The organism is Cryocola sp. 340MFSha3.1 (assembly GCF_000383315.1).
Taxonomy (GTDB): Bacteria; Actinomycetota; Actinomycetes; order Actinomycetales; family Microbacteriaceae; genus Leifsonia.
The window spans coordinates 1,522,992-1,539,269 of the sequence record NZ_KB911087.1; the positions used below are offsets into that span (position 1 = coordinate 1,522,992).

Genomic DNA, 16,278 nt, shown 5'->3' on the forward strand with positions numbered 1-16,278 from the left:
CATGCGATCCTGTCAGCGGCATGAAGGAGAACCGATGACAGACGGCAGCAAGCGGCAGAGCGAGATGACCCTGGTGCTCATGCTCGCGCTCACCTTCTCGACCGGGATCGTCGACGCGGTCGGCTACCTCGGGCTCGACAAAGTGTTCGCGGGCAACATGACCGGCAATGTGGTCATCCTCGGGATGGCCATCGTGGGCGCCGAAGGCCTGCCGTGGGTCGGGCCGCTGGTCGCGCTCATCGCCTTCATGGCGGGAGCCGTCATCGGCGGCCGGACGCTGCGTCGGGAGACGATCGGCTGGAACACGCGGACGAGCTGGTCCTTCACCGCTGTCGCCGCCGCCCTGGCGGTACTCACCGGCGTCACGATCGCGACCGGCGGCGTCCCGCCGAAGCCGTGGGAGCTCGGCATCACCGTCCTGCTCGCCGCGGCGATGGGATTCCAGGCGGCCGTCGCCCGGCATCTGGCCGTCAAGGATGTGACCACGGTCGTCGTCACCTCCACCATCACCGGCCTCGCCGCCGACTCGGTGCTCGCCGGCGGTTCCGGCCAGCCGTGGCGCCGGCGCGCGGGCGCGGTCGTGCTCATCGCGCTGGGTGCACTGGTCGGGGCGCTGCTGCTGAGGTTCGGGATCGCCCTACCGCTCGGACTCGCCACGGTGGTGACCGCGGCTGCCGCCGTCGTCGGCCACTTCGCCGCCCATGAGGGGCGCCGCGTGGCGGCCGCGCGGGCGTGACGTCCCGGCTCCCAGCCGCCCGTCGTGCAGTTCGAGCACCCGGTCGGCGCGTGCCATCAGCAGTGGATCGTGCGTGGTCACGACCGCGGCGATCCCCTGGCCGTGGACGAGGGCGACCAGCAGGTCCATGATCGCGCGGCCGGTCATGCTGTCCAGCTGCCCGGTCGGCTCGTCGGCGAACAGGATGCGCGGCTCGCCCGCCAACGCCCGAGCGATGCCGACGCGCTGCTGCTGACCGCCGGAGAGCTCCGTCGGCCGCTGCCGCGCATGGCCGCCGAGTCCGACACTGTCCAGCAGCGCTTCCACCCGGGCATCGCGCTCCGCCGGCGCGACGCCGAGCAGGCGGAGCGGCAGCTCGACGTTCTCCGCCGCAGAGAGCACGGGCACCAGCCCGAACGACTGGAAGACGAACCCGGTGCTGCGGCGTCGCAGGTCCACAAGCTGCGCCTCCGACGCGGTCGACAGGTCGACGCCGTCGAGAACCACGCGACCGCTGCTCGCCCGATCGAGGCCGCTCAGCACGTTCAGGAGGGTCGTCTTGCCCGAACCGGACGGACCCTTCACCACGACCAGCTCACCGGGGCGGACCGTCAGGCTCGCCTCGGCGAGCGCCGTCACTGTTCCCGCCGCCGTTTCAAAGGTGCGGGTCACCCCCTCCGCCACGAGCAGCGGGACATCCCGCTCGTCGTCCGGTCGGCCCGGCCGGGTCTCTGCGATCGTCACGGGCGGACGTCCTCTTCTGGTGCGTGCGGCTCGTCTGCGGCGTGCGGCCAGACACCCACATGGTCCTGCTCCAGCGCGAGTCGGACCCGGTCGCGCATCCCCAGGCTGGTGAGGTACTCCTGCGGCAGCTGCAGCCGCCCCACACGGTCGAGCACCGCGAACTCCTCGGCGACCGTGTGCTCGTGACCCTCCTCGTTGACACCCGTGCGCCGCAGCACCTCGGTCGCGGTGCGCCCGTCGCGGATCTGGACGGTGCGCGCCACATGCTCCGAGACGGTGGGGTCGTGCGTGACGATCAGCGTGGTGACGCCGAGCTCGCGGTTGACCCCGCGCATGGCCTCCAGCACCTCGGCGCTGGTGGCCTCATCCAGTTCGCCCGTGGGTTCGTCGGCGAGCAGCACCCGCGGCTCGTTGGCCAGGGCGACCGCGATCGCGACGCGCTGCTGCTCGCCACCGGACATCTCGGTCGGGCGGCGGTCGGCGCAGTGCCCGACCTCGAGCAGCTCCAGCAGCTCGACCGCGCGCCGGTCGCGGTCGCCGGTTCCGGCGACGGACATCGCGAGGGCCAGGTTCTCGCGGGCGGTCAGATACCCGAGGAGGTTGCGCGAGGTCTGCTGCCAGACGAATCCGACCGTTCGTCGCCGGTAGTCCACGCGCTCCCGGCTGCGCAGCGCGAGCAGGTCGCGCCCGGCCACGGTCACCGACCCGGCCGTCGGTTTGTCGAGCCCCGAGAGGATGCCGAGGAGCGTGGATTTGCCGGATCCGGATGCCCCGACGATGGCGACGAGGCCGCCGCTCTCGACGCGCAGGGTGAGTCCCTGGAGCGCCTGCACCTCGATGCCGTCGGCCGTGAAGATGCGGACCAGGTCGGTGCAGTCGATGGCTGCGTCGGCAGGGACGGTCACGGTGGTCATTCTCCTCCTCCGATCCTCAGCACGGCCGCCGCCGAACGACGACGTGCTGCTGCGAGGGCGACGAGCGTCGCCACGACGGCGACGACGACGAACCCGGCCAATGCCGCGGCGACGAGCAGCGGGTCCTGGACGACAGGCGGCTGGACGGGGCTGCCGGTGAAGCCGCGCAGGTCGAGCGGCTCCAGCACGACGGCGGGCAGCACGAGCCCGACGACGGCTCCGGCGAGGATGCCGACGACCAGCACCGGCCCGAGCTCCCAGGCGAGTACTCCGGCGGTCTGGCGCGAGCTGTATCCGATGGTCCGCAGGGTCGCCACGAGCCGCACCCGTGCCGACGTGTTGATGACCAGCGTGAGAAGCAACGCGGCCACGCAGAGCAGGACGGTCAGCCCGATGGACAGCACGGCCACCAGCTCGGTGCCCGCGGCCAACGGGGACGAACGCAGGGCGTCGCGCTCGGCGATCGCGTCACCGACCACGGCCCCCTCTCCCCCGATCCGGGCGAGCTCGGCGTGGACGCGTGCCGCGTCCGCGCCCGGAGCGAGCTTCACCAGCACGGTCTGCGGGCGGCCCGAGATGTCGCTCGACGCCGGGAGCGCGGTGCCGTCCAGGTAGACCCATTCGGCGTCCCGCACGTAGATGCCGGGTACGAAGTCGAGCTCCTTCACACCGAGGTGCACGTTGGTGCCGCCGGTGACCACGAGCGCGCTGGTGATCGGGATCTGGCTCGACCAGCCGCCGAGCGCTGCCGCGGTGCGCCCCGGAATCCCGCCTTTCAGGGCGGAGGAGAGCCGCGCCGCAGGCGGCAGGTCGGCCTGCACCGCGTCGAGCCGGCGGGGGTCCACGAGGTACCCGGAGACGTCCGACGACACTCCGCCTGCGGTGAGGCGCAGGCCGCCGGCCCACTCGACCGTGGCCGTGCGCTGGACGCCCGCGAGGTCGCCGACCGCATCCACCTGTCGCTGGCTGAGGGTGGATGCGGCGGTGAGCGACAGATCGGCTCCGACCCGGATGCGCGCACCCTCCGCCACACCGGCGGTCGCCGTTGCCAGCATGCTGACCGAGAAGAGCGCGATGCTCACGCCGGCGACGAGGGTGAACACGGGCCAGAGCAGTCCGGATCGTGACCGTCCAGCCGCCGAAGCGCCGAGGAACGCCACCGGTCCGCGGCCGCGCCGGAGGGCAGCCGCGATCCAGCCGATCGGGTACCGGGTCAGCCGGACGACGACCACGCAGGCGGCGAGCGCCACGAGGACCGGGGCGGCGGCGGTGAGCGGGTCGACCTCCAGGCCGGCGGCCGGCGACGCGAGCCCGCGCCGGGTGAGCAGCACGACACTCAGCGCCGCCAGGCCGATGACCACGGTCTCGGCGACCCAGGCCCAGCGCGAGCGTCCGCCGTGCCCGGCCGAGGGAGACAGCGGCCCGGCCGCCACCACCAGTGCGATCGGAGGCAGCACAGCGCAGAAGGCGGCGAGAGCGACCGGCAGCGCCACGGGCACGCCGGCGGGTGTGAGTGCCACCGCCGCAAGCAGTCCGAGCGTGGCGGCCGGGACCGACACGAGCAGCCCCTGCGCCGCAAGCTCGGTGCGGAGGCGGACCGGGGATGCGCCGCGCGCGGTCATCAGCGCGAGCGCGGGTCGTCGACGGTCCAGAACAAGACGTGCCCCCTGCGCGAGAACCGTCAACGCGACAACCAGGGGACCGCTGACGAGGATCGCGAACAGGGTCTGGGCCGGCTGCGCCCGGGCGACGAACTCGTCGAGCGGCCCCTGTACCGCCGTGGCGACGGCGAGCGGGATGGTCGCGTCTCCCACCGTGGCCGACAGCGGGGAGGCCAGGAACCCGCCCAGCGCGCTGCGCACGGCGGGCAGCGTCTCTGCGGTGAACCGCCGCGGCTCGACGGGGAACCAGACGGAGGCGAAGGTCGCGCCGACGCGCGGCGCGATCGCGGTCCAGGTTCCGGGATCGACCCACGCCACCCCTCCGAAGTCCTTGCCCGAGTCGCCGCCGTCGACGAAGTGTCCGCGCGCTCTGCTGACGTCGAGATCCCAGAAGTCGGCTGAGCCGTCCCGCGGCGCGATCGTCCCCGTCAAGCGGAACGACAGCTCCTCGCCCGGCGCGACGGAGGATCGACGGTCCTCGCCGACACGCCAGCCCAGCAGCCGAGCGGCATCGGCGGTGAGCACCACCGGGACGGGCGAAGCAGCCGACGCTCCGGCGGAGGTCGGCCAGGTGCCCTCCACGAGCCGTGCCGTCTTCCGCAGGTCCCGGTAGGCCTCGATGGTGACCGAGTAGCGGCTGTTGCCCTCCGCGCCCGCCGGAGCGGTGGTCGGCAGCTCGTCGCTCCGAGCCGCGGTGTCACCCGGCTCGGTCGCCGCACGGAGCGTCGGCGCCATCCGGTCGCGCACCTTCTCGGCGATCCCGGGCAGGCCGTCCCACAGCCGAACCGGATCGACGGCCGGCCCGTTCGACACGCCCCCGGTGCGGATCGCGGTGGTGAGGTCACGGCCACCCGCTCCGGCCTGCTGGAGTTCATGGCGCAGTTCACCGCCGAGAATTTCACTGCTCACCCGCGGCCAGGCGGCCAGCGCCGTCGCGGTCACGAGGGCGACCAGACCGAGCAGGGCGAGGCCGCCTCCGAACGCTCGGAGCGAGCGGACGAACAGCCGGAGGTCCGAGACGGGACGCGCGTTCACCGGGTCTCCTCCCGGTAGGCCGTGTCGTACGCCTGACGCCGCACGGACCGCCCGTAGGCCCAGACGGCGACGGAGAGAGCGGCGACCAGTGCGAGCAGGCCGACACCCATCCCGATCGGATCCACACGCCCCTGAACCGACAGCGTCGACGGCGCTGTCACGACCGAGAGCCGTGCGAGCGTGTTGCCGACGAGCAGCACGACGACCACGCCGCCGGCCAGGCCGAACAGGACTGCGGCCGCAGAGACGCCGATGACCTCGGCCCGCCGGGTCCATGCCTGCTGCTTCGCCGACAGGCCGACCGCGCGGAGCACGATGACCTCGCCCCGGCGGCGGCGCAGCGCGGAGGAGATCGCGGCGGCCACCGCGGCGACCGCCAGCAGCGCGCAGCCGGCCGCGCCCAGCCAGGTGCTCAGCACGGCGCCGCTGAGGAAGCGCGACACGAAGTCGCCCTCTGCGGTGGTGACCACCGCATCCCGTCCGGCGACCCGGGCGACGGCGCGCTCAAGGGCTGCCGCGTCGGGGGCGGTGACCCAGATCGAGCTCGCGCGCGTAACGGAGGGTGTCGTGCGGAGCAGCTGTGCGGTGACCGCGGAGTAGTCGGCGAGGACGGCGCGCTCCGCGGTGGTCCCGGGCAGCGCGGGGACGATGCGGTCGACGGTCGCGGTCAGTCCGCCGACCGGACTGTTCACGTCGATCTGCTGACCCACCCGCAGGGAGTCGTCCGCGGCGAGAGCCGTCGTGACGGCGACCCGCAGCATCGGCTCGGCGTCCGGCAGGAAGCGGGTGGTCACCCTCCCCTCGAGCAGAGCTGCGGAGGCCCGACCGGTCCCGGCGGCACGGAACGGCGTCTCCGCGCCGAAGGCGGTCGGCGCGAGCGACCACGCCCCAGCGGGCTTCGAGGCGACAGGCAGTCCGGTCACCGCGACGGTCACGTCGGTCGCGCCCGCGGACTCGGTCGTGACATCCACGGCGACGAGCCGACGCCCGACGTGATCCGGCAACGCGATGTCGGTGTCACCGGCGGCTGCCGGCTGCGCGGTGATGGGGACGGCCTCGCCCGCGGCTGTCGCCATCCACACCGTCACCTGTGTCGGCGTCGCCACACCGGTGGCCGACGCCGTCGTCGCACGCAGCGCCACCGACCGGGTGTCGGCGGGCAGGTCCGCTCCGGGCAGACCGGCCCTGTCAGGGAGGGAGGCGGCGAGCGCGCCGGTTCCGAGCAGATACCCGCCGACGGGAACCAGTGCGGGGAGCCGGCTGGTGTCCATGACGATCACGGAAGCGTTCGTGTCGCCGATGGTGGCGTCGTCGACGATGGCGGGCGACGCTGTGACCCCCTCCTCCTCGAGGCGATCAGCGCCGGACAGGTCGCCGCCGTCGTTCGGGCTGCCGCCGACGCCGAGATCGGCGCGGACTGCTCCCCCGGTCGTCAGCAGGGTGGAGTCGCGGAGGAAGCCGGAGAACGTGCCCGCATATCCCGCCGCGAACGTCAACGCGCCGACCGTGAGGACGATGAGGGCGACGGGCCCGGAGAACAGCGCGATCCCGCGCCCGACCTGACGCGCGGGGAGGACGCCGGCGACGCCGGGGCCGCGGCCGGCGAGCCGCTCGACGGCGCCGGCTGCTGGACCGAAGAGCGACAGCCCGAGAAGCGCGATGGCGCAGAGCACCGCGGCCGGGGCGACGACGCCGGCCGGATCGATCCCGCCCCCGTCTCCCGACGCCGTCGACGAGCTGAAGACCACGACCCGCCACAGGGCAACGGCGGCCGCGATGATCGCCAGCACCGCGAGACCGGCCGAGACGGCGGTGCGGCCCCTGCCCGCCTCGACGGCTCCCGGGGCGTCGGTGAGCGACCGCGCCGACAGCACGGTCGTCAGCGTGGCGGCGGCCACGGCGGCGACGAGAGCGGCGAGGGGTGGGAGCAGTACATCCACCGCTCCGGGGAGACCCGCGGAGGGCCCGCCGGTCAGCGATCGGAGCACGAGCTGGCCGGCCGCCGTGCCCACGATCACCGCGACGAGAGCCACCGCGCCGGACTCCAGCGCCGCCGAGCGTGCGAGCCACGGGAGGGTCACGCCGCGCGACCGGAGCAGTCGCGTCTCGACCAGGCGAGCATCGGCGGGCAGACGGCCGAGCAGCGCGAGAGCGATCACCGCGCACACCGCGAGCACGCTCAGCGGGATCGGGATGACGGCGCGCACGGCGACGACCGAGCGTTCCATGGCTGTCGTCGTCGCGAGCGCCTGACCGCTCGACGAGAACGGGCTGGCCGCGGCGGTCGAGTCGTCGCTCAGTGCGTCCGCGACGCCGGCGAGCCCCGCCCGCAGCCGCGGTAGCTGCGCGGCGGTGATGCGGTCGGCGTCCGGGGTCAGGACCCACTGCACCGAGGTGCCGTCTCCCGCCTCACCCGCCAGCGCATCCGAGACGATCGCCCGACCGTCGGTTCCGCCGGCGCCGCTCGCGAGGCCCAGCCACGCCGCCGACGCCGGGGCGACCGGGCGCCAGATGCCCACCACCGTGACGCTGACCGGGGCGTCCGGGCCGGACAGGACGGCCGTGTCGCCGAGACCGAGCCGGTGCGCCCGCGCGAAGTCGGTGTCGACCGCCGCTTCGCCCGCGCCCGGGCCGGGGGTGGATGCGGGCCAGCGTCCCGAGGTCAGCCGCGCTCGTTCCTGCAGGGCATCGGAGGCGACCAGCAATGTCGCGCTGCCACCGCCCGCCACGGCGACCGTCGGCACGAACGTCGTCTGCGCGATGCGCAGCGGGACACCCGGGAACTGGCGCGCCACGACCGACCGGACCGCGGCGTCCTGAACCTCCGGGTCGGATCCCTGCGACGCCTGCAGTGCGAGCGAGGTCGCCGCAGCCGGCTCGTGTTCCAGCGTGGCCCGCACCGCCGTATCCGGAGAGCGGAGCGCCAGGCCGGTCATCACGGACGCGAGGAAGGCGATCACCACGACGACGAGGCCGGTGGACACGAGCGTTCCGCGCTGCGCACGGCTCCGCAGCAGCCAGAACGGGCGGACTCGACCGAGCTGCCCGTCCCCTGCACGCATTGTCCCAACGTAGCGCGAGCGGGGCGCCCGTCCCGGCACTGCGCACGCGGTACTACTGTGTGTCGGTGACCACTGCGACGCCGCTCCTGCTCGGCCCGAACCAGCCTCTCGATCGGCCGTACCGGGGCGGCGCGGGCATCGCGCGCTTCCGCGGAACACCGCAGCCGAGCCCGTTCACGCCGGAGGACTTCGTCGCCTCGACCACCGAGGTCTTCGCGGGTGGCGGTGTCGGTCTCACCGTGCTGCCCGACGGCCGCACCCTGCGCGACGCGGTCGCGGCCGACCCCGTGCCCTTTCTCGGCCAGGAGCATGTCGCCCGTTTCGGCGCGCGCACGATGCTGCTCGTGAAGCTGCTCGACACCGCCGAGCGCCTCTTCGTCCACTACCACCCGGACGACGCGTTCGCCGATCGCCACCTGAACAGCCCGCTCGGCAAGACGGAGGCGTGGGCGGTCATCGAGGCCGAGCCGGGCGCCTCCGCGTTCCTCGGGTTCCGCCGCCCCGTCTCGACCGACGAGGTCCGCGTCTGGTGGGACGGCCAGGACGCCGACGCGATGCTCGATGCGATGAACAGCGTCCCGCTGGCCGCCGGTGACACGCTGCTCGTCCCGGCCGGGCTCGCGCACGCGATCGGCCCGGGTGTGACGCTCGTGGAGCTCCAGCAGCCGACCGACCTCTCGGTGCTGCTGGAGCGGCGGATGCTCTCCGAGCACGACGCGCTGCTCGGCCTCGACCTGGAAACAGCGATCGACGGGCTGACCCGCGACGTGACGCCCGAGGAGCGGATCGCCGCCCTGCGCCGGGGACGCGGCGCCGAGACGCTGTTCCCGGGCGATGCCGATCCGTTCTTCGCGGCGGAACGCCTCCGCGTCTCGGGCTCCCGCGAGCTCGACCTCGGGTTCTCGGTGCTCGTCGTGCTCGGCGGAGAGGGACGGCTGGAGGCGGAGGGCGGCACGGTCGTGCCGCTAAGCCGCGGGGCGACGGTGCTCACCGCGTTCGCCGACGGCCCGATCGGGTTGAGTGGCGAGCTCGAGTTGATCCGCTGCCGCCCGCCGCGCTGAGCTGCACCGCGAACTCTCTGAGGCGCCCGCTGTCGGCGGGCGCGGCTAGCCTCACCCTATGGACACCGTCTGCGCACTCTGCGAGAGCCCCGCGCATCCCGGCGCGTCCCTCCGGCTGTGCCTGACCCACCTGCTGGAGGCGCACGATCTGGTTGACGCCGAGTTCGGCGTGACGGACGCGCTGCCGTCACCGTGCGCGTTCTGCGGTTCGCGGCTGGGCGTCCGCTACCCGTCGGGGTGGCTCTGCGCAGTGTGCGAGTGGCGAGTGGGCGAGCCGCCTCCGGAGGGCGCGGCCGCATCCCGAGTGGATGTGGTCTATTACCTGCGGTTCCGTGACCGCATCAAGATCGGCACGACCGCGAACCCCGCCCAACGGTTCGCGGCGCTGCCGCACGACGAGGTGCTCGCGTTCGAACGCGGCGACCGGACCGTCGAGCACCGGCGCCACGAGCAGTTCGCGCACCTGCGCATCCCGGGCACCGAGTGGTTCGAGACCGACCCCGCGCTGGTCGCCCACGTGGATCTCGTCCGCGCCGGCGCCGACGACCCGTGGGCCCCGCTCGCGCGCTGGCGCAGCGAGGCGGCGGCACTGCGCGTCTGACGCCGGCCACGGCCGATGTGTCCCGAACGACGATGAAGGCCCGGATCCGTGCGGATCCGGGCCTTCGTCGAGAGAGAGACGGTCAGGCGACCTCGAGGCTCTCGCGCCGTTCGTCGCGCACGGTGACGGACAGCTCGCCGTCGACCTTCGCAGCGAGGCGGGCCATCTCGGCCGCCTCTGCCTCCGCGGAGGACAGCGCCGCGATGTCCACCAGGGCTGCCGCCGGCACGGGCTCGACGGTCTCCACGACCGCGGTCGCGACGATCTCCTCGGCCTCGGCCTCGGCGACGCGCCGGGCCGCCCGCATCAGGAACGCGGCCACGACGGTCACGGCCCCTGCCGCGAGCGCCAGCACGCCGGCCGTCGTGAAGCCCTCGGTGTAGCCGGACTCCGCGGGGAGCCCGTCCGGAGCGATCGCGCCGGTCACGAGGGCCGTCATCACGGCCGCTCCGACCGCCGAGCCGACGGTGCGCAGGTTGGCGTTCATCCCGCTCGCGATCCCGGTCTGGGTGGCCGGGACGCTCTGCACCACCACGCTCGTGATGGCCGCGTAGATCAGACCGAGTCCGATGCCGAACACGCCGGAGGCGGCGGCGACGGCCACGAGCGACCCGTGGAGGTAGGCGAGCGAGAGGGCCGCGGCCCCCATGAGCACCGCCGAGACCACGATCTGCGCGCGGAAGCCGACCCAGCGGGCGAGCGGGCCGCTCAGGAAGCCGGTCACAGCCATGGTCACCAGCATCGGGAGCATCAGCATCCCCGACTCCGCCACGGATGCGCCCAGGCCGTATCCGGTCGAGGTCGGCGTCTGCACGAACCGCGGGAAGAAGGCGAAGATCGCGAACATCGATGCGCCGATGAAGACGGCCGCAGCGTTCATGGACCAGACGCCCGGTTCGCGCATGAGCCGCATGTCGACGAGGGGATGCCGCGAGCGGAGCTCGACGATGATCCAGCCGGCGAGGAGCAGCGCGGCGGCGACGAACGGGCCGATCACGCCCGGCGACGACCAACCCCACTGCGCGCCCGTGCTGAGCGGCAGGAGGAGGGCGACGAGCCAGCTGGAGAGGAGGACGGCCGCCCACGGGTTCACGCCACCGGTCGCTCGGGTGGGCGATTCGGGGATGAAGATGAGCGCGAGCACGGCGGCGGTCACCGTCAGTGCGACGGGCAGCAGGAACAGGCCGCGCCAGCTGAGCGCATCGGCGAGGGGTCCGGCGAGCACCGTCCCGAGCCCGCTGCCGATGGCGATGATCGAGGCGATGGCGCCGATCGCGGACGGGAGGCGGCGCGCGGGGAACTCGTCGCGGATGATGCCGAAGGCGAGCGGGAACATAGCCCCGCCGAGACCCTGGATGACGCGACCGGCGATGACGACGCCGATCGACGGCGCGACGGCGGCCACGACGCTTCCGAGAGCGACGGCCAGGAGCGCGAGGACGAGGATGCGGCGCTTGCCGACGAGGTCGCCGACGCGACCGAGCAAGGGCGTCGCGACCGCGGCGGCGATGAGCCACGCGGTCATGGTCCAGGTGACGCCTGCGGTCGTGGTGTGCAGGTCGGACTGGATGACGGGGAGGACGGGGACGACGAGCGACTGGAGCGTCGCGAAGGAACCGACGCTGAGCGCCAGGATGGCGAAGGTCAGTCCGGGATGGGATCGAGACATTGTCCGGGGTTTCCGTTTCTCGAGAGGTGCCGAAAGGCGTAGAATTGGAGGGAGGCTCCGTTCGGAGGGTTCCTCCGGTTACGCTCAATACATTACCGGAGGGTGCCTCCGCTTCGCAACCTCGAGTTTTCGACCCCGCGAGGTCCGACCCGAAAGGACAGCTGCCGTGACCGGCACCGAGACCACAGCACCGAGTGTCGCCCGACCGCAGAGGGCGGATGCCCGACGCAACTTCGACGCGCTGCTCGCCGCCGCACGCGAGGCGTTCGCCGAGCAGGGACCGAACGCGTCGCTCGAGGACATCGCCCGCCGCGCCGGGGTCGGGATCGGGACGCTGTACCGCAACTTCCCCACGCGCGACTCGCTGGTGGAGGCCGTGTACATCGACGAGGTCGCCGCCGTCGTCCGCGCAGCGGAGGAGGCGGGATCGCTCGAGCCGTGGGAGGCCGTCCAGGCCTGGCTCCGCCGCTTCATCGCCTACGTCGGCACCAAGCGCGCGCTCATCGAGGGCCTCAACAAGGACTCCCCCGTCCTCCTCAGCTGCCGCACCTCGCTCTACGACGCCGGCGAGCCGCTGGTCCGCCGGGCGCAGCAAGCGGGTGAGCTGCGCTCCGACGCCACGATCGGCGACGTGATCCGCATGGTGTCCGGGATCGCCGGGGTCGCCTTCGACGACGACCAGCAGCGCGACCGCGTCCTCGCCATGGCCATCGACGGTCTCCGCCCTCGCTGACCCGGGCGCCCCGCCGGACGGCCCCGTACGCTTAGAGGATGGAGCTGGGCGTCTATGCGGTGATCGCTGTGGCGGTCATCGTCGGCGTGGCCGCATTCTCGCGGAAGCTCGGCATCGCGGCTCCGATCATCCTGGTCATCGTCGGCGTCACGCTGTCGTTCCTGCCCGGCGTCCCCGACATCGAGGTGCCGCCCGAGATCATCCTCGACGGCCTCCTCCCGCCGATCCTGTACGCGGCGGCCATCAGCGTCCCGCTGACCGACTTCCGGCGGAACCTCGCCCCGATCGCCGGCCTCTCCGTCGTGCTCGTCGTGATCACGGCCTTCGCCTCCGGCTTCGTGCTGTACACGATGCTGCCGGATCTCAACCTCGCGGCGGCCATCGCGCTCGGCGCGATCATCAGCCCGCCCGACGCCGTCGCGGCCACATCGATCGGCCGCAAGCTCGGTCTCCCACCCCGCCTCCTGACCGTGCTGGAAGGCGAGGGCCTGGTCAACGACGCGACCGCCCTCGTGCTCCTGCGGACGGCCCTCGCGGCCGCGCTCGGCGCCCTCGCGACGCCGTGGGCGGGCGTCGTCGACTTCATCTCGGCCGTGGTCATCGCGCTCGTCGTGGGTCTCGTCGTCGGCTTCGTCTCGGTCTGGGTGCGGTCCAAGCTCAGCGATCCTGTGCTCGACACGGCGCTCTCCGTGGTGGTCCCGTTCGCCGCGTTCGCGCCGACCGAGGCGCTGCATGGCTCCGGCGTCCTCGCCGTCGTCATCACCGGCCTCTACACCGGGCACGCCGCACCGCGCCAGTTCAGCGCGCAGGCGCGGATCAGCGACCAGATCAACTGGCGCACCATCCAGTTCCTGCTCGAGAACGGCGTCTTCCTGCTCATCGGCCTCGAACTGCGGACGCTGGTCGGCGACGTCGAGAACCCCGAGGTGCTGAGCGTGTGGAACGCCGTCGGCCTCGGGCTCATCGCCGTGCTCTCGCTCATCGTCATCCGGTTCGTGCTCATCGTCCCGCTCATCTTCGGCCTGCGAAGACGCGCGGAGCACGCCGAACGCTCCGTGCTGCGCGAGTGGCTGATGATCAGCTACTTCCGCGACCATCCCGTCCGCTACCGATGGCAGGCTCTGCGGAAGCAGCGGGCGGAGCAGCGGTACGAGCGGCATCGCACCGATCTGGAGGAATACCGGCAGGAGGCCATCGACTGGAAGGGCGGCGTCGTCCTCGGCTGGGCCGGGATGCGCGGCGTCGTCACCCTGGCGGCCGCGCAGTCGCTGCCGAGCGACATCCCCTACCGCCCCCAACTCATCCTCATCGCATTCACCGTCGCGTTCGTCAGCCTGGTGGTGCAGGGGGGGACGCTGCCCTGGCTGATCCGGACCCTCGGGCTCCAGGGCGCGGACGCCCGGGAGGACCGCCGGCTGCTCGCGCAGCTCCTCGACGACCTGAGCGAGGCGGGACTCGCGGTGCTCGACGACCCGGAGACCGCGGCCCAGACCATGACGACGATCGACCCTGAGGTGGTCGAGCGGGTGCGGCAGTCGTCGTACCTGCGCGCGGAGTCCGCGTGGGAGCGCACCCTGCTGAGCGACGCACCCCAGGACAGCCGCCCGCACCACGTCTACCGGACGCTGCGGCTCGCCGTCGTCGATGCCGAGCGCGAGCGGCTGCTGCTCGAACGCTCCCGCGGGTCGTATCCCTCCCGCGTCCTCACCGAGGCGCAGGCGCTGCTCGATCTCGAGGAGACCCGCCTCCGCTCCCGCTCGCGGTAGCGATTCCTGACAGACCTCTGCGAACGCCGACCGCCCGCGTCACGACCGTCCCGTGCTCTCGTCTCAAGTGGATGAGACCCGCAGGGGGCGGGAGGAAGAGGAGCGTCATGGAGCTCACCGTGATTCGCAACCGCGACCGACGTCGCATGGTCGTCGCCGTCGAGGCCGAGACCGAGGGCGACGCCCTGCGCGCGATCAGCAAAGCCATCGGCCCGGTCACCGTCGCGCATGAGAAGCTGCCGGTCCGCCGGTCGCGCGCCGAACTCGGGCGGCGCCACGCCCGGGTCATCACGTATTTTTAGCTATTCAAAATATCGGGCTAAGCTCGGGTCATGGACACGGCACGGTTCGAGAGCGCACTGCGCGATGCCGGCCTGAAAGCGACACGTGGCCGGGTGGCGGTGCTGGAAGCGCTGACCGACCGGCCGCACGCGAACGCGGAGACCGTCTTCCGGACGCTGCTGCCGACCCTTCCGGGTACGTCGATCCAGAACGTCCACAACGTTCTGGGCGACCTGACTGCGGCGGGACTGCTGCGGCGGATCGAGCCGGCAGGCTCGGCTGCGCTCTACGAGCGGCGCATCGGAGACAACCACCACCACGTGGTGTGCACCGGATGCGGTGCGGTCGCCGACGTCGACTGCGTCGTCGGTCACGCGCCCTGCCTGCATCCCTCGGATGCGGGCGGCTTCGCGATCGACACGGCCGAAGTCACTTTCTGGGGTCTGTGCCCGTCCTGCCAGGAGCGCGCCGCGCGCGCTCAGCAACCCTGAACGCTCAGCACTCGCGAGCGCTCACCGACACCGGGAGAACAATGACGGACGACTACACAACGACCCAGACCGGAACCCCCGTCGCCAGCGACGCCCACTCGCTGACGGCCGGCCGCGACGGCGTCACCGCGCTGCACGACCGCTACCTCGTCGAGAAGCTCGCCCAGTTCAACCGCGAGCGCATCCCGGAGCGCATCGTCCATGCAAAGGGCGGCGGCGCGTTCGGCGAGTTCGTCGTCACCGGCGACGTGACGGCCTACACCAAGGCGGCGGTCTTCCAGCCCGGCACCGCCACCCGCACCCTCCAGCGGTTCTCCTCCGTCGCCGGCGAGCAGGGCTCGCCCGACACCTGGCGCGACGTGCGCGGCTTCTCGGTGAAGTTCTACACGACCGAGGGCAACTACGACATCGTCGGCAACAACACTCCCGTCTTCTTCATCCGCGACGGCATCAAGTTCCCCGACTTCATCCACTCGCAGAAGCGCCTCCCCGGATCCGGCCTCCGCGACGCCGACATGCAGTGGGACTTCTGGACGCTGTCGCCCGAGTCGGCCCACCAGGTCACCTACCTCATGGGCGACCGCGGTCTCCCCCGCTCATGGCGGACCATGCCGGGCTACGGCTCGCACACCTACCAGTGGATCAACGCGGCCGGCGAGCGCTTCTGGGTGAAGTACCACTTCCACTCGCTGCAGGGCAACGAGGAGATCACGGGCGTCGAGGCCGAGCAGCTGGCCGGCGCCGACGCGGACCACTACCGCCGCGACCTGTACGAGGCGATCGAGCGCGGCGACTTCCCGGCGTGGCGCGTGTCCGTCCAGGTCATGCCGTACGAGGACGCCAAGACGTACCGCTTCAACCCGTTCGACCTGACCAAGGTGTGGCCGCACAGCGACTACCCGCTGATCGAGGTCGGCATCCACACCCTCAACGAGAACCCGCAGAACTTCTTCGCCGAGATCGAGCAGGCCGCGTTCTCGCCCGCCAACACCGTTCCCGGTATCGACATCAGCCCGGACAAGATGCTGATGGCCCGCGTGTTCTCGTATCCGGACGCCCAGCGCTACCGCGTGGGCACCAACTACAACGAGCTGCCGGTGAACCGCCCGGTCGCACCCGTCCACAACTACTCGCAGGACGGCGCGGCGCGCCACGGCTTCAAGCCCGCGGACGCCCCGGTGTACGCGCCCAACTCGTTCGGCGGTCCGTCCGCCCAGGCGGAGCGTGCGGGTGAGGGCTCCTGGGAGTCCGACGGCGCGCTCGTCCGCTCGGCGGCGACGCTGCACGCGGAGGACGACGACTTCGGTCAGGCCGGCGCGCTCTACCGCGAGGTGTTCGACGACGCGGCGCGAGCCCGGTTCCTCGACACGATCGCCGGCGCCGTCGGCGGTGTGAAGCGCGAGGACATCCGCGAGCGCGCCATCCAGTACTGGACGAACGTGGATGCGTCGCTCGGCCGTGCGCTGCGCGACCGCCTCGACTCGGCGGCGCAGACCCCGGACGAGGCCGCGGAGTACGTGGGCGTCGCCGAGTAGGCACGCCCC

General features: G+C 72.5%; 13 protein-coding genes. 8 read left to right on the forward strand and 5 right to left on the reverse strand.

All coding sequences use genetic code 11. From position 1 onward, the window contains the following. Positions 1-34: 34 nt before the first annotated feature. On the forward strand, positions 35-736 hold the full coding sequence (locus tag H284_RS20005) for a YoaK family protein (protein ID WP_018189682.1): 702 nt from the start codon (positions 35-37) through the stop codon (positions 734-736). Here the strand turns inward: H284_RS20005 and H284_RS0107220 are convergent. Genes H284_RS0107220 through H284_RS0107235 form a run of 4 tightly spaced genes read right to left on the reverse strand, consistent with a single transcriptional unit; the run spans position 638 to position 8,131 of the window. Continuing rightward, positions 638-1,459 carry an ABC transporter ATP-binding protein gene (locus tag H284_RS0107220; protein ID WP_020075703.1) on the reverse strand — a complete coding sequence of 274 codons (822 nt, stop codon included), beginning with the start codon at positions 1,457-1,459 and terminating at the stop codon, positions 638-640. The genes H284_RS20005 and H284_RS0107220 overlap by 99 nt on opposite strands. Next, positions 1,456-2,373 (reverse strand): ABC transporter ATP-binding protein, encoded by a 918-nt coding sequence (locus H284_RS0107225; protein ID WP_020075704.1) that lies wholly within the window; start codon positions 2,371-2,373, stop codon positions 1,456-1,458. Before H284_RS0107225 ends, H284_RS0107220 begins: the two co-directional genes overlap by 4 nt. Beyond that, positions 2,370-5,069, reverse strand: a complete 2,700-nt coding sequence (locus H284_RS0107230; RefSeq protein WP_020075705.1) for an FtsX-like permease family protein — start codon at positions 5,067-5,069, stop codon at positions 2,370-2,372. The genes H284_RS0107225 and H284_RS0107230 overlap by 4 nt, the downstream gene beginning before the upstream one ends. Beyond that, positions 5,066-8,131 (reverse strand): FtsX-like permease family protein, encoded by a 3,066-nt coding sequence (locus tag H284_RS0107235; protein ID WP_020075706.1) that lies wholly within the window; start codon positions 8,129-8,131, stop codon positions 5,066-5,068. The genes H284_RS0107230 and H284_RS0107235 overlap by 4 nt, the downstream gene beginning before the upstream one ends. A gap of 65 nt (positions 8,132-8,196) precedes the next feature. Here H284_RS0107235 and H284_RS0107240 point away from each other — a divergent pair, with 65 nt between their 5' ends. Both H284_RS0107240 and H284_RS0107245 read left to right on the forward strand, forming a co-directional pair. Then, complete coding sequence (locus H284_RS0107240; RefSeq protein WP_231371108.1) at positions 8,197-9,192, forward strand: class I mannose-6-phosphate isomerase; 996 nt, start codon at positions 8,197-8,199, stop codon at positions 9,190-9,192. Positions 9,193-9,250: 58 nt separating this feature from the next. Beyond that, the gene (locus H284_RS0107245) at positions 9,251-9,793 is read left to right on the forward strand and encodes a GIY-YIG nuclease family protein (protein ID WP_018189676.1); all 543 of its coding nucleotides are present in this window, start codon (positions 9,251-9,253) and stop codon (positions 9,791-9,793) included. A gap of 82 nt (positions 9,794-9,875) precedes the next feature. On the opposite strand, the gene H284_RS0107250 is transcribed toward H284_RS0107245, so the two are convergent. After that, positions 9,876-11,462 carry an MFS transporter gene (locus H284_RS0107250; RefSeq protein ID WP_020075707.1) on the reverse strand — a complete coding sequence of 529 codons (1,587 nt, stop codon included), beginning with the start codon at positions 11,460-11,462 and terminating at the stop codon, positions 9,876-9,878. 166 nt (positions 11,463-11,628) lie between these two features. Here H284_RS0107250 and H284_RS0107255 point away from each other — a divergent pair, with 166 nt between their 5' ends. The 5 genes from H284_RS0107255 to H284_RS0107275 all read left to right on the forward strand — a co-directional run bounded on the left by H284_RS0107255 (position 11,629) and on the right by H284_RS0107275 (position 16,269). After that, positions 11,629-12,195, forward strand: coding sequence for a TetR/AcrR family transcriptional regulator (locus tag H284_RS0107255; RefSeq protein ID WP_018189674.1), 567 nt, complete (start codon positions 11,629-11,631; stop codon positions 12,193-12,195). 38 nt (positions 12,196-12,233) lie between these two features. Next, positions 12,234-13,961, forward strand: coding sequence for a cation:proton antiporter (locus tag H284_RS0107260; protein WP_020075708.1), 1,728 nt, complete (start codon positions 12,234-12,236; stop codon positions 13,959-13,961). 107 nt (positions 13,962-14,068) lie between these two features. Beyond that, complete coding sequence (locus H284_RS0107265; protein ID WP_018189672.1) at positions 14,069-14,263, forward strand: hypothetical protein; 195 nt, start codon at positions 14,069-14,071, stop codon at positions 14,261-14,263. Between the two features lie 30 nt (positions 14,264-14,293). Further along, entirely contained in the window at positions 14,294-14,734 is a 441-nt protein-coding gene (locus H284_RS0107270; protein WP_020075709.1) for a Fur family transcriptional regulator, read from the forward strand. Between the two features lie 41 nt (positions 14,735-14,775). After that, entirely contained in the window at positions 14,776-16,269 is a 1,494-nt protein-coding gene (locus tag H284_RS0107275) for a catalase (RefSeq protein WP_018189670.1), read from the forward strand. Positions 16,270-16,278: the final 9 nt, after the last annotated feature.